The organism is Streptomyces sp. NPDC093221 (assembly GCF_044753885.1).
Taxonomy (GTDB): Bacteria; Actinomycetota; Actinomycetes; order Streptomycetales; family Streptomycetaceae; genus Actinacidiphila.
Map to the genome: position 1 here is coordinate 609,296 of NZ_JBIVOA010000001.1, position 12,574 is coordinate 621,869.

The window sequence follows — 12,574 nt, forward strand, 5'->3', positions numbered from 1 at the left end:
CGACCCCTACGTCGCCCCCGTCGTACCCCCCGCCCGGCCGTTCCCGCCGCCTGTGGTCAGGCCGGGGAAGGTCGGGAAGGGGTTGGGGCTGCCGTTGGTGGCGCCGTTGGCACCGGTCGCGCCCACGGTCGTACCCGTCGTCGTACCGCCGTTGGTGCCGCCGCCGGCGGCGCCCGCCGTGATGGCGCCGGTGGTCGTGCCCATCGTGGTGACGCCGCCGGGGCCGTGGCCGCGGCCCTTGTGCTTGTTGTCGGTGTTGGTGGCGTTGCCCGGGTTGTTCGGATCGGGCGACGCCGGGGGGTTCTTGCCCTTGTCCTGGATGTTGAGCGGCACCGTCACGAAGCTGAGCACCGGCTTGCCCTCCAGGGACGCGGAGACGGCGTCCTTCCAGATGGGGGCGGGGCCGTCGGCGCCGTACACCAGCGGGTAGTACTTGCCGCCGATGGTGATGTTCTTCATCTTCTTGGAGTGCTTGGGGTCACCCATCCATACGGCCGCCGCCATGTTCGGCGTGTAGCCGGCGAACCAGGCCGCCCACCGGTCGTCGGTCGTACCGGTCTTACCGGCGGTGTCCCGGCCGTCGTCCAGGTTGGCCGCCTCGCCCGTACCGTCGTCGACGACGCCCTTGAGCATCGTGTTGATGGTGTCGGCCGTGTTCTGCGACATCGCCTGCGAGCAGAGCGACTTGGGCACCGTCAGCTTCTTGCCGCCCGCCGCCGTCACGGACTGGATGGCGATCGGCGTGCAGTAGACGCCGCGGTTGGCGAAGGCGGCGTACGCGGCGGCCACATTGAGCGGCGACACCTCGTTGGTGCCGAGGGTGAGCGAGGCGATCTGGTTCAGCGGCTTGCCGTCGGCGCGGTTGAGGCCCAGCTTGGTCGCCATGTTGACGATCGGGCAGAGCCCGGTCTGGCTCTCGAGCTGGAGGAAGTAGGTGTTGATCGACTTCTTCAGCGCCTCGGGCATCTGGTACGGGCCCACCTCGGACGGGTCCTCGTTGCCCGTCTCGTCGGTGCCGTGGATCGTGTTGTTGTCGCAGGTCGTGACGTCGGGGTACGTCATCTTGTTCGGCGACGGCTCCGACTGGTCCGGCTTGTAGCCCGCTTCGAGCGCCGCGGCGGCCGTGATCGGCTTGAACGTCGAACCGTTCTGGAAGCCCTGGCCGCCGCCCATGTTGGCGTTGACCGAGAAGTTGATCTGCGTCTCGTTCTTGCCGAAGCCGTACGGCTTGCTCTGGCCCATCGCGACGATCTTGCCGGTGCCGGGCTCCACCAGGGTGACGGCGGCGGCGATGGCGTCGCTCTTGTAGACGTGCTTGCTGATGCCGTCCAGCACACCCGCCTGCGCCTTGGGGTCGAGCGTGGTCTTGATGGTCAGACCGCCGGTGTCCCAGGTCTTGGCGCGCTCCTCCTTCGTCTTGCCGAAGGCGGCGTTGGTGAGGAAGGTGTTGCGCACGTAGTCGCAGAAGAAGCCCGCGCCGTTGACGGCGGTGATGCAGCCGTTCTTCGGCGAGCTGACCTTCAGGCCGAGCGGCGCCTTCTGCGCGGTGGCGGACTGCTCAGGGGTGATGTCCTTGAGCTGCGCCATGCGTGCCAGCACCGTATTGCGGCGCTTGAGGGCTTCCTGCTCGTCGTTGATCGGGTCGTAGCGGCTCGGCGACTGGACCAGGCCCGCCAGCAGCGCGGCCTCGGTGAGCGACAGGTTCTTGGCGTGCTTGCTGAAATACCGCTGCGAGGCCGCCTCGACGCCGTACGCCTGCTCGCCGAAGAAGGTGATGTTGAGGTAGTTCTCCAGGATCTTCTTCTTGCCGAGTTCCTTCTCGACCTGGATCGCGTACTTCATTTCCTTGATCTTGCGGCCGATCGTCTGCTGGGTGGCGAGGGCGACCTTGTTGGGGTCGTCGCCCGCCTCCTCCACGAAGACGTTCTTCACGTACTGCTGCGTCAGGGTCGAGGCACCCTGGGTGCCGCCCTCCGACGCGTTGTTGCTGAGCGCGCGCAGGATGCCCTTGGGGTCGAGCGCGCCGTGCTCGTAGAAGCGCGAGTCCTCGATGGCGACGATGGCGCTGAGGACATTGGGGCTCATGTCCTCGATCGGGACGACGGTGCGGTCGCGCGAGTAGACCGTGGCGATCAGGCCGCCGTGCGCGTCCAGGATCTTCGACGCCTGGCTGAGCGGCGGGGTCTTCAGCTCGCCCGGCAGGTCGTCGAAGCCGGCCGCGGTGCCCTTGGCCGACAGGCCGAGCGCGCCCACGGCGGGCAGCGCGATGCCCGCGAGGACCACGCCGGAGAGCACGCTGACGCCGAGGAACTTGGCGGCCTGCTGGGCTGTGCTCAGCCCCCCGCCCGATCGCTTGTGTGCCATGGAGGCAGCCTACGTTGCGATTCCCCGGACGTGCGCCCAACTGTTCGCCTACTCTGTAACGGACAGGGCGCGATCGTCGGGCGCGTTCCTGCCTTCCTTCGTCACTCTTGTGAGTGATGAGAACTGCCCGAAATTCGGCATATGCCGAGGGACTTGTCCCTTATGGCGAGACGATGTGTGCTACTTCGCCTCTTAAGTCCGATATTGGTGCCACATAAGCCCGCCTCACTCCGTTGGGTGATCTCCCGCGCACGCATAGTCCGTTCGGGCCATGCAAGATTGGGCCGGAAAGGGCTGTTGCGCCGCGCCTACCTTCCGTAACGTCCTCAACTGGCAACGGTGAATATGCCGCTTGCCGCCGTGGGGGAGCCTCGATTCGGGAGAGGACGGCGCCAGCATGAGTAGCTGGGTAACCGACTGGAGCACGCAGGCGGCGTGCAGGACCACAGATCCGGACGAGCTGTTCGTCCAGGGCGCGGCTCAGAACAGGGCCAAGGCGGTGTGCACCGGCTGCCCGGTGCGGACCGAGTGCCTGGCGGACGCGCTCGACAACCGGGTGGAGTTCGGCGTGTGGGGGGGTATGACCGAGCGTGAACGCCGTGCGCTGCTGCGACGGCGCCCCATGGTGACCTCGTGGCGCAGACTGCTGGAGACGGCACGCACCGAGTACGAGCGCAGCACCGGCCTCATCCCGCTCGACGACGAGGACGACTACGCCGCCGCGGGCTGACGACCGGTCAGAACCGCACCATCACGTACGTGGTCCGGCCCCGCCTCACCGCGCGGTCCGACCTCGCACCACTACGCGGCCGCGGGCCGACCGTCCGCCAACTGCTCGCCGATCGCCCGCAACCCGGTCAGATCGTGTACGTCACCGGGCAGCGCTGTCACGTCCACCATGGGCACCTCCGGGTGGACGGACACAAAGCGGTCGCGCGTGCGTCGTTCACGCGCGACCACCTGCATGCGTTCGGCATGGAGGCGCAGCAATCCGGCGGCCAGCCGTTCGGTACCGGCCGCGGTCGCTGTGCTGGACGTGCTCGCTGTGCTGGACGTGCTCGCTGTGCTGCCCGTGCTCGCTGTGCTGGACGTGCCTGAGCCGCTGGCGCTCGAGCTGCCGGCGGTGCTTGCCTGACTGGACGCGGAGGCCCGCTGGGAGTCAGCCTTCCCGGTCGGATGATCCACAATGCCGCCGTCCGCAAGATTTTCTTCCAGCGCCTCCTCCAGGGCCTCGGCGGCGGCCAGCGCCCGCTCCGCGGTGAGGTGCGCGGCGCCGCTGCCGTGGACGCGGTTGAGGACGAGACCGGCGAGCGGCATGTCCTCGGCCGCCAGGCGTTCCACGAAGTAGGCCGCCTCCCGAAGGGCGTCCCGCTCCGGGGCGGCGACCACCAGGAAGGCCGTGCCCGGCGCCTGGAGCAGCCGGTACGTGGCGTCGGCGCGGGTCCTGAAGCCGCCGAACATGGTGTCCATGGCGGCCACGAAGGTCTGCACGTCGCGCAGCAGCCCGGCGCCCATCACCTTGCTGAGGGTGCCGGTCATCATCGACATCCCGATGTTGAGGAATTTCACCCCGGCCCGGCCGCCGACCTTGGCCGGGGCCATCAGCAGCTTGATGAACTTGCCGTCGAGGAAGGAGCCGAGCCGCTTGGGCGCGTCCAGGAAGTCCAGCGCGCTGCGGCTCGGCGGGGTGTCGACGATGATCAGGTCCCAGGCGTCCTGGGCCCTGAGCTGGCCCAGCTTCTCCATCGCCATGTACTCCTGCGTGCCCGCGAAACCGGCCGACAGGGACTGGTAGAAGGGGTTCTCCAGGATCGCGCGGGCCCGCTCCTGATCGGAGTGCTGGACCACGACCTCGTCGAAGGTCCGCTTCATGTCCAGCATCATCGCGTGCAGCGAACCGCCGGCGGACCGATCGATTCCGGCCACCTCGCGCGGAGTGTTGTCCAGTTCGGTCAGGCCCATGGACTGGGCCAGCCGCCGCGCCGGGTCGATCGTGAGTACGACGGCCGTACGGCCGCGCTCGGCCGCGCGTACGCCCAGGGACGCGGCGGTCGTCGTCTTGCCGACACCGCCGGAACCGCAGCACACGATGATCCGCGTCTTGGGGTCGTCGAGCAGCGGGTCGATCTCCAGCACGGGGCTCTCCAGGCTCATGGGTCAGGCCTCGTCTCCGGTGTCGGTGTCTTCGTCCGGGTGAGCGGCGGATTCTCCGCGGGCGCCGTCCTTGGCGAAGGTGCCGCCGAAGCCCGGCACGGCCTGCTTGCGCAGGCTGTCGGCCAGCCGGTAGAGCCCGCCGAGGTCCACGCCCTCGCCGATCAGCTCCAACTCCCGTACGGGAAGGCCGAGTCCGCCGATCTCGGCGCGCTGCTCGCGCTCCAGGACCACCCGCTCGGCGTGCTCGTACGCCTGGGCGAGCAGCGGGTCGACCAGCCGCTCGGCGACCCCGCCGCGCCGGGCGCCGCCGAGCCCGGCCTGGGACAGCGCCTTGGCGACGGCCGTGCGCCGCTTGCCGACGCCGCCACCGCTGCCGCCCGCCGGGAGGTCGGTGACCTGGGCGAGGGCGGCGTCCTCCAGGAGGACGGGGCGCACCATGTTGACGATGACGGCGCCCACCGGCAGCCCGGCGGAGCGCAGGTCCGCGACGCCGTCCATCGTCTCCTGGACCGGCATCTCCTCCAGGAGCGTCACCAGGTGGACGGCGGTCTGCGGGGACTTCATCACGCGCATCACGGTCTGCGCCTGGTTGTGTATGGGGCCCATCCGGGCCAGCCCGGCGACCTCGTCGTTGACGTTGAGGAAGCGGGTGATCCGCCCGGTGGGCGGGGCGTCGAGCACCACCGCGTCGTACACCGGCCAGCCCGCCTTGTCCTTGCGGCGGACGGCCTCGCAGACCTTGCCGGTCAGCAGCACGTCCCGCAGCCCGGGGGCGACGGTGGTGGCGAAGTCGATCGCGCCGAGCTTCTTGAGCGCGCGCCCGGCGCGGCCGAGCTTGTAGAACATGTCCAGGTAGTCCAGCATCGCCAGCTCGGCGTCGATGGCCAGCGCGTGCACCTCGCCGCCGCCGGGTGCGGAAGCGATTTTCCGCTCCTGGTACGGCAGCGCCTCGGTTTCGAAGAGCTGGGCGATGCCCTGCCGCTCCTCCACCTCGGCCAGCAGCACACGCCGTCCCTCGGACGCGAGCGCGAGGGACAGCGCGGCGGCGACCGTGGTCTTTCCCGTGCCGCCCTTGCCCGTCACGATGTGGAGCCTGACGGCGGAAGACTGTTGAGGGCTCACCTTGCGAGCCTAACCACTGAAGGCACCACGTACTCGGGCGGCCGTGCGGTTGGGGTGACGGCGCGATGACCGCCGGGTGTCGATCCGGGGCGGCGGCGCGGGGCCGAACGGGGGGCGCGGCAGTGGCCCGCGGGTGGTCCGCGTACGGTCCCCGCCGGTCGGGGAGCGCCGTGCCGGACGGCCGCCGGGGAGGCACTACAGTCGCCGTATGGCGAAGAAGTGGGAATACGCGACCGTGCCGCTGCTCGTGCACGCGACGAAGCAGATCCTCGACACGTGGGGCGAGGACGGCTGGGAACTGGTGCAGGTCGTGCCGGGGATGAGCCCCGAGCAGCTCGTGGCGTACTTCAAGCGGGAGAAGGCGGCGTGAGCGGCGCCGTCGACGCGCGGCTCGCGGAGCTGGGGCTGACGCTGCCGGACGTGGTCCCGCCGCTGGCGGCCTACCAGCCCGCGGTGATCTCCGGGCGGTACGTCTTCACCTCGGGGCAGCTCCCCATGGTCGAGGGCAAGCTCGCGCTGACCGGCAAGGTCGGCGCCGAGGTCACCGCCGACGAGGCGAAGGACCTGGCCCGCATCTGCGCGCTCAACGCGCTGGCCGCCGTCCGCTCGGTCATCGGTGACCTCGACCGGATCGCCCGTGTGGTCAAGGTCGTCGGCTTCGTCGCCTCCGCCCCCGACTTCACCGGCCAGCCCGGTGTGATCAACGGCGCCAGCGAACTGCTCGGCGAGGTCCTCGGTGAGAAGGGCGTGCACGCGCGCAGCGCCGTCGGCGTGGCCGTCCTCCCGCTGGACGCCCCGGTCGAGGTCGAGGTCCAGGTCGAGCTGACGGACTGAGTCCGCCTGTCCGCGGCCCGCGGGGGAGGCCCCTGCGGGCGGCGGCTCTCGAACGTCGCGGGGAGGTCCCCGCGGGCGGCGGCTCTCGAACATCGCGCCGGATGGACGTAGCATCCCGCCCATGACCAGGACCGACGGACAGATGTTCTCCGCCTCGTGGCCGGACCGCATCCGGGCGCTGACGAGCGGGGAACTGGTCCCCGTCACGCCGCGGCGGGCGGCGACCGTACTGCTGCTGCGGGACACCGACGCCGGCGGACCGGCCGTCCACATGCTGCGCAGACGCGCCTCCATGGCCTTCGCCGGGGGCGCGTACGCGTATCCGGGCGGCGGCGTGGACCCGCGCGACGAGCGTCCCGTGGGGTGGGCCGGGCCGTCGCTGGAGGCGTGGGCGGCGGCGCTGGGGGCGAGCGAGGCGGTCGCGCAGGCCGTGGTGTGCGCGGCGGTGCGGGAGACCTTCGAGGAGTCGGGGGTGCTGCTCGCCGGGCCCGACCCCGAGACCGTCGTCGCCGACATCACCGGGGCGGACTGGGAGGCGGACCGGGCCGCGCTGGCCGCTCACCACCTGTCCTTCGCCGACTTCCTGGCCCGCCGCGAACTCGTCCTGCGCTCCGACCTGCTCGGCCCCTGGGCCCGCTGGATCACCCCGGAGTTCGAGGAGCGCCGCTACGACACCTGGTTCTTCCTCGCCACCCTCCCGGCCGGGCAGCGCACGCGGGACGTGTCGGGCGAGGCGGACCACACCGTGTGGCTGCCGCCCGCCGAGGCCGTCGCGGGCTACGACCGCGGCGAGCTGAGCATGCTGCCGCCGACCGTCACCACGCTGCGCGACCTGCTGCCGTACGCCTCGGCCGCGGACGCGCTCACCGCCGCGGGTGACCGGGACCTCACCCCGGTCCTGGCCCGCGCCGCCCTCGACGAGCACGGCGACGTCGTCCTGACCTGGCCGGGACACGACGAGTTCACCCGCTTCATCCCGGGCACGGCGGGTCCGCTGCCGGACCGGGGCCAGGGCCAAATCCAGGGTCAGGGCCGGGACCCGGACCCGGCTCAGGACCGGGCCCAGGACGAGGGAGCGGGCCGATGACCGCCGCGAAGCCACCCGGCGAGCCGCGGGCCACCATCGGCGGCCGGGCCACCGCCCGCGCCCTGTGCGTGCTGGCGCCCAACCCCTCGGCGATGACCCTGGACGGCACCAACACCTGGATCGTGGCAGAACCCGACTCACCGCTGGCCGTCGTCATCGACCCCGGCCCGCTGGACGAGGGCCACCTCGCCCACGTGGTGGAGGTCGCCGAGCGGGCGGGCAAGCGCGTCGCCCTCACCCTGCTCACCCACGGCCACCCCGACCACGCGGAGGGCGCGGCCCGCTTCGCCGAACTGACCGGCACCCGCGTACGGGCCCTGGACCCGGCGCTGCGGCTCGGCGACGAGGGCCTGGCCGCGGGCGACACCGTCACCACCGGCGGCCTGGAACTCCAGGTCGTCTCCACACCCGGCCACACCGCCGACTCGCTCTCCTTCCACCTCCCGGCCGACGGCGCCGTCCTGACCGGCGACACCGTGCTGGGCCGCGGCACCACCGTGGTCGCGCACCCCGACGGGCGGCTCGGCGACTACCTGGACTCGCTGCGGCGGCTCCAGGCCCTGACGGTCGACGGCGGGGTGGACACCGTGCTGCCCGGGCACGGCCCCGTGCTCACCGACGCCCGCGGCGCCGTCGAGTACTACCTCGCCCACCGCGCGCACCGGCTCGCCCAGGTCGAGACCGCTGTCGAGTCGGGGCTGCTCACCGCCGCCGACGTCGTCGCCCATGTCTACGCCGACGTCGACCGCTCCCTGTGGCCCGCCGCCGAGCTCTCCGTCCAGGCCCAGCTGGCCTACCTACGCGAACACGGACTCATCGATCTGCCATGACACCCACCCCTCCCGCGTCACCCGCCGCCCCTTCGTCCGGACCCGCCTTCGAGCCCTGGTCGCCCTCCTTCGTCGCCGACCCCTACCCGGCCTACGAGGCCCTGCGCGCGGCCGGCCGCGCGCACTGGTTCGAGCCGACCAGGCAGTGGCTCATCCCGCACTACGACGACGTCAACGCCCTGCTGCGCGACCGCCGTCTGGGCCGCACCTACCTGCACCGCTTCACCCACGAGGAGTTCGGCCGCCAGGCACCGCCCGCCGAGCACGAGCCGTTCACCACGCTCAACGGCAACGGGATGCTGGACCTCGAAGCCCCCGCGCACTCCCGCATCCGCCGCCTGGTCGCCAAGGCCTTCACCCCGCGCACGGTGGAGAATCTGGCCCCCACCGTCGAGCGCCTGGCCGCCGGACTCATCACCTCCCTGCACGCCGACGGCGGCGGCGACCTGCTCTCCCGGGTCGCCGAGCCGCTGCCGGTCGCGGTCATCGCCGAGATGCTGGGCATCCCGGCCGCCGACCGCGGTCTGCTGCGGCCCTGGTCGGCGGCGATCACCGGGATGTTCGAGCTGAACCCCACCGAGGAGAGCGCCCGCCGCGCGGTCACCGCCAGCGAGGAGTTCTCCGCGTATCTGCACGAACTCATCGCCGCCCGGCGCACCGACCCCGGCGAGGACCTGATCAGCGCGCTGATCGCGGCCCGCGAGGACGGGGACGTGCTCAGCGAGCAGGAGATGATCTCCACCATCGTGCTGCTGCTGAACGCGGGCCACGAGGCCACGGTCAACACCACCACCATCGGCTGGCTCACCCTCTTCCACCACCCCGACCAGCTCCAACTCCTCTACGACGCCCCCGACCGGCTGCGGGACGGCGTGGACGAGATGCTGCGCTACGACACCCCCTTGCAGATGTTCGAACGCTGGGTGCTGGACGACATCGAGGTCGGCGGCACGGTCATCCCGCGCGGCTCCGAGGTCGCCCTGCTCTTCGGCTCCGCCAACCGCGACCCGGCCCGCTTCACCGACCCCGACCGCTTCGACGTCACCCGCCCCGCCGCCGACAACCGGCATGTCAGCTTCGGCGCGGGCATCCACTACTGCCTCGGCGCCCCGCTGGCCCGCCTCGAACTCGGCGCGTCCTTCGGCACCTTCCTGCGCCAGGCGCCCGGCCTGCGGCTGGTCGCCGAGCCCGCCTGGAGCCCCGGCTATGTGATCCGCGGACCGGAGGAGCTGCTGGTCACCTGGTGACGGCGCGGGACCGCGCGCAGGGCCGTGGGGCGGACGGGCGGAGGACCGTGCGGGCAGCCGCGCGCGGGACCGTACGGCCGGCCCGCGCGCACGGCCCCCTGCGCGGATCGCCGCGGGTCAGCCGGTGACGAGGTCGCGGCGGCGAAGCCCGGCCAGGCCGGCCGCGAGGGTCCCGGCGGCCACGAGTATCAGCCAGGCGTACGGCGTCGCGGTGATCTCGCCGCCGGGCAGCTTCGGCACGTGGGTGAACGGCGACAGGTCGAGCAGCGGCTGCGGCAGCCGCAGCACCGGGCCGAGCTGGCCCATCATCACGAAGAGCCCGAGCAGGCCCCAGGCGGCCGTGGACGCCCTCGGGAGCAGGCCGAACAGCAGGGTGCCGAGCCCGATCAGCACCCACACGGCGGGCGCCTGCGCGACGGCCGCCCCGATCAGCCGGGGGACCTGCCCGCCGATGTCGTCGATGGCGCCGCCGTAGGCCAGGCCCATCAGCAGGCCGCCGGTGGCCAGCAGGACGACCGTGCCGAGCAGCGCGTGGACGAGGTGGCTCGCGGCCCAGCGCACCCTGCCGACCGACTGGGCGAGCACGGCCTCCGCGCCCTGCCCGGTCTCCTCGGTGCGCAGCCGCAGCACGCTCTGCACGGCGAAGACGGCGGCCATGATGCCGAGCAGGCCCATCGCGGTCGACAGGAACGCGTCGGTCAGGCCCTGGTGGCCGCCCATCCGCTGGAAGATGTCGTCCACCTGGCCGTTGCCGCCGATCAGGTCCCCGACGGAGTCGGTGACCGAGCCGTAGACCCCGCCCGCGACCGCCAGGCCCGCGGCCCACGCGTACAGGGTGCCGCGCTGCAATCGCCAGGCCAGGGCGAGGGGTCCGTTCAGCGAACGGGCCGCCCGCGCGGGTCCCGGACGGGCGGGCAGCAGACCGGCCCCGGTGTCCCGGCGGGCGACCAGCGCGTACGCGGCGCCGCAGGTCAGTGCGGCGAAGGCGGCGGCGGGCAGCAGCACCCACCACGCCTCGTCGGCGTACGGATGGAGGTGTTCGAGCCAGCCCAGCGGCGAGATCCACACCAGGGGCGAGGAGGAGTCGGTGGTCGCGGCGTCCCCGGCGGCGCGCAGCAGGAAGGCGCCGCCGAGCACGGCTCCCGCGACACCCTTGGCGAGCCGCGCGGTCTCGGTGACCTGGGCGGTCACCGCGGCGACCCCGGCGAACATCATGCCGCCGACCGCGAGGGCGAGGGCGAGCGCGACCGAGCCCGTCAGGCTCTGGCCGAGCACGGTCATGCCGCACAGGACGACCAGGGCGATGGCGACGTCGGCGGTCGCGGCGGCCGACAGGGCGGCGGTGAGCGGGGCCCGGCGGTCGACCATGGTCGCGCCGAGCATGTCCTGGCGGCCGGTCTCCTCTTCCTCACGGGTGTGCCGGACGACGATCAGCATGCTCATCAGCCCGGTGAGGGACGCGCCGAGCACGCCCATCCGCCAGCCGGTGAGCGCGCCGATCGTGTCCCAGTCGTAGATGGGTCCGAAGAGCGCGCGCAGCGGCGCGCTGGCGTTGGTGCTGCGCGCGAGGTCCGCGCGTTCGGCCTGGTCGCCGTAGAGCGTGCGGAAGGAGGCGGCGGTGCCGATGACGGACGCGGCCAGCACGTACAGCCAGGCCGGGATCATCAGCCGGTCGCGGCGCAGGGCCAGTTGGGTGAGGGCGCCGGTGCCCGCGAAGCCGCTCATCGGGGCGTCGCCTTACGCGGACCGGTCGCGGACGGCGTACCGGATGCGGACGGTCTGTCGGGTCCGGACGGCGTACCGGATGCGGTCGTCCCGTCGGGTCCGGATGCGGGCGTACCGGTCGCGGACGGCCTGTCGGGTCCGGACGGCGTACCGGCCCGGCCCTCGGCAGCCGACGCGTGACCGTCGGCGTCCGGGTCCTCGTAGTGCCTGCGGAACAGCTCCTCCAGGGTGGGCGGGCGGCTGGTGAGGCTGCGGACGCCGGTGTCGGCGAGGGCGCGCAGCAGGGCGTCGAGCTTGTCGGTGTCGGCCTGGAGGGTGACGTGGTGCCCGCTGACGTCCACGTCGTGCACGCCGGGCAGTTCGTCGAGGCCGCGCGGTGGGGCGGCCAGCTCCGCGGTGACGCTGGTGCGGGTCAGATGGCGCAGCTCGCCGAGGGCGCCGGTCTCCACGGTGCGGCCCTGGCGGATGATGCTGACCCGGTCGCAGAGCGCCTCGACCTCGCTGAGGATGTGGCTGGACAGCAGCACGGTCGCCCCGCGGTCCCTGGCCTGCTCCACGCAGCCCTGGAAGACCTCTTCCATCAGCGGGTCGAGTCCCGAGGTCGGCTCGTCCAGGATCAGCAGGTCGGCGTCCGAGGCGAAGGCGGCGACCAGGGCGACCTTCTGCCGGTTGCCCTTCGAATACGCGCCGCCCTTTTTCGTCGGATCCAGCTCGAACCGGTCGAGCAGTTCCCGTTTCCGGCTCGCGGCACCGCCGTCGCCCCGCTCGCCGGTCTCCCCGCGCCCGCGCCACCGGCCGCGGACAGCGCCCCCGCCGCCTCCGCCGCGCAGTCTGCCGAAGAGGTCGATGATCTCGCCGCCGCTGAGATTGGGCCACAGCGTGACATCGCCCGGCACGTAGGCGATCCGCCGGTGCAGGGCCACCGCGTCCCGCCACGGGTCGCCGCCGAGCAGCCGGGCCTCGCCGCCGTCGGCTCTGATCAGGCCGAGCAGGACGCGGATCGTGGTGGACTTCCCCGCCCCGTTGGGACCCAGGAAGCCGTGCACCTCGCCGGTGCGGACGGACAGGTCGAGTCCGTCGAGTGCGTGTGTGCGGCCGAAGGTCTTGCGGAGCCCGGCCACCGTGATTGCGTCCGTCATGCTTGTGAAGCTACAGTACATTCAGAAATTTGTGAAGATGACGAAGCGGATAAACTTCACTCAGCGTGACGT

The 12,574-nt window shown here is 72.1% G+C and carries 11 protein-coding genes; 6 read left to right on the forward strand and 5 right to left on the reverse strand.

All coding sequences use genetic code 11. The features are described from left to right. Nucleotides 1–6: 6 nt before the first annotated feature. On the reverse strand, nt 7–2,364 hold the full coding sequence (locus tag ACIQCJ_RS02705; RefSeq protein WP_402710500.1) for a transglycosylase domain-containing protein: 2,358 nt from the start codon (nt 2,362–2,364) through the stop codon (nt 7–9). 397 nt (nt 2,365–2,761) lie between these two features. Here ACIQCJ_RS02705 and ACIQCJ_RS02710 point away from each other — a divergent pair, with 397 nt between their 5' ends. Then, nucleotides 2,762–3,094 carry a WhiB family transcriptional regulator gene (locus ACIQCJ_RS02710; RefSeq protein WP_093716024.1) on the forward strand — a complete coding sequence of 111 codons (333 nt, stop codon included), beginning with the start codon at nt 2,762–2,764 and terminating at the stop codon, nt 3,092–3,094. 71 nt (nt 3,095–3,165) lie between these two features. On the opposite strand, the gene ACIQCJ_RS02715 is transcribed toward ACIQCJ_RS02710, so the two are convergent. Together ACIQCJ_RS02715 and ACIQCJ_RS02720 are read right to left on the reverse strand one after the other, a co-directional pair. Beyond that, the gene (locus ACIQCJ_RS02715; protein WP_402710501.1) at nt 3,166–4,518 is read right to left on the reverse strand and encodes an ArsA family ATPase; all 1,353 of its coding nucleotides are present in this window, start codon (nt 4,516–4,518) and stop codon (nt 3,166–3,168) included. Nucleotides 4,519–4,521: 3 nt separating this feature from the next. After that, nucleotides 4,522–5,640: an ArsA-related P-loop ATPase gene (locus tag ACIQCJ_RS02720; RefSeq protein WP_391159350.1), complete on the reverse strand. Its 1,119-nt coding sequence runs from the start codon at nt 5,638–5,640 to the stop codon at nt 4,522–4,524. Nucleotides 5,641–5,848: 208 nt separating this feature from the next. Here ACIQCJ_RS02720 and ACIQCJ_RS02725 point away from each other — a divergent pair, with 208 nt between their 5' ends. The 5 genes from ACIQCJ_RS02725 (at nt 5,849) to ACIQCJ_RS02745 (ending at nt 9,638) form a co-directional block, all read left to right on the forward strand. Beyond that, on the forward strand, nt 5,849–6,010 hold the full coding sequence (locus tag ACIQCJ_RS02725) for a DUF4177 domain-containing protein (protein ID WP_188284144.1): 162 nt from the start codon (nt 5,849–5,851) through the stop codon (nt 6,008–6,010). Continuing rightward, nucleotides 6,007–6,474 carry a RidA family protein gene (locus tag ACIQCJ_RS02730; RefSeq protein WP_355336109.1) on the forward strand — a complete coding sequence of 156 codons (468 nt, stop codon included), beginning with the start codon at nt 6,007–6,009 and terminating at the stop codon, nt 6,472–6,474. The genes ACIQCJ_RS02725 and ACIQCJ_RS02730 overlap by 4 nt, the downstream gene beginning before the upstream one ends. A gap of 121 nt (nt 6,475–6,595) precedes the next feature. Further along, complete coding sequence (locus ACIQCJ_RS02735) at nt 6,596–7,561, forward strand: NUDIX hydrolase (RefSeq protein WP_402710503.1); 966 nt, start codon at nt 6,596–6,598, stop codon at nt 7,559–7,561. Beyond that, nucleotides 7,558–8,391, forward strand: coding sequence for an MBL fold metallo-hydrolase (locus ACIQCJ_RS02740; protein WP_391042643.1), 834 nt, complete (start codon nt 7,558–7,560; stop codon nt 8,389–8,391). Before ACIQCJ_RS02735 ends, ACIQCJ_RS02740 begins: the two co-directional genes overlap by 4 nt. Continuing rightward, on the forward strand, nt 8,388–9,638 hold the full coding sequence (locus ACIQCJ_RS02745; RefSeq protein ID WP_402710504.1) for a cytochrome P450: 1,251 nt from the start codon (nt 8,388–8,390) through the stop codon (nt 9,636–9,638). The genes ACIQCJ_RS02740 and ACIQCJ_RS02745 overlap by 4 nt, the downstream gene beginning before the upstream one ends. Nucleotides 9,639–9,755: 117 nt before the next feature. Here the strand turns inward: ACIQCJ_RS02745 and ACIQCJ_RS02750 are convergent, their stop codons facing one another. Continuing rightward, complete coding sequence (locus ACIQCJ_RS02750; protein WP_402710505.1) at nt 9,756–11,363, reverse strand: ABC transporter permease; 1,608 nt, start codon at nt 11,361–11,363, stop codon at nt 9,756–9,758. Further along, nucleotides 11,360–12,502, reverse strand: a complete 1,143-nt coding sequence (locus tag ACIQCJ_RS02755) for an ATP-binding cassette domain-containing protein (protein WP_402710506.1) — start codon at nt 12,500–12,502, stop codon at nt 11,360–11,362. The genes ACIQCJ_RS02750 and ACIQCJ_RS02755 overlap by 4 nt, the downstream gene beginning before the upstream one ends. Between the last annotated feature and the right edge of the window lie 72 nt (nt 12,503–12,574).

Bases quoted from the DNA above. Each gene is read 5' to 3' on its own strand.
- ACIQCJ_RS02725 (WP_188284144.1), top strand. From the start codon at position 5,849: ATGGCGAAGAAGTGGGAATACGCGACCGTGCCGCTGCTCGTGCACGCG.
- ACIQCJ_RS02755 (WP_402710506.1), bottom strand. From the start codon at position 12,502: ATGACGGACGCAATCACGGTGGCCGGGCTCCGCAAGACCTTCGGCCGC.
- ACIQCJ_RS02745 (WP_402710504.1), top strand. From the start codon at position 8,388: ATGACACCCACCCCTCCCGCGTCACCCGCCGCCCCTTCGTCCGGACCC.
- ACIQCJ_RS02710 (WP_093716024.1), top strand. From the start codon at position 2,762: ATGAGTAGCTGGGTAACCGACTGGAGCACGCAGGCGGCGTGCAGGACC.
- ACIQCJ_RS02735 (WP_402710503.1), top strand. From the start codon at position 6,596: ATGACCAGGACCGACGGACAGATGTTCTCCGCCTCGTGGCCGGACCGC.
- ACIQCJ_RS02715 (WP_402710501.1), bottom strand. From the start codon at position 4,518: ATGAGCCTGGAGAGCCCCGTGCTGGAGATCGACCCGCTGCTCGACGAC.
- ACIQCJ_RS02750 (WP_402710505.1), bottom strand. From the start codon at position 11,363: ATGAGCGGCTTCGCGGGCACCGGCGCCCTCACCCAACTGGCCCTGCGC.
- ACIQCJ_RS02740 (WP_391042643.1), top strand. From the start codon at position 7,558: ATGACCGCCGCGAAGCCACCCGGCGAGCCGCGGGCCACCATCGGCGGC.
- ACIQCJ_RS02705 (WP_402710500.1), bottom strand. From the start codon at position 2,364: ATGGCACACAAGCGATCGGGCGGGGGGCTGAGCACAGCCCAGCAGGCC.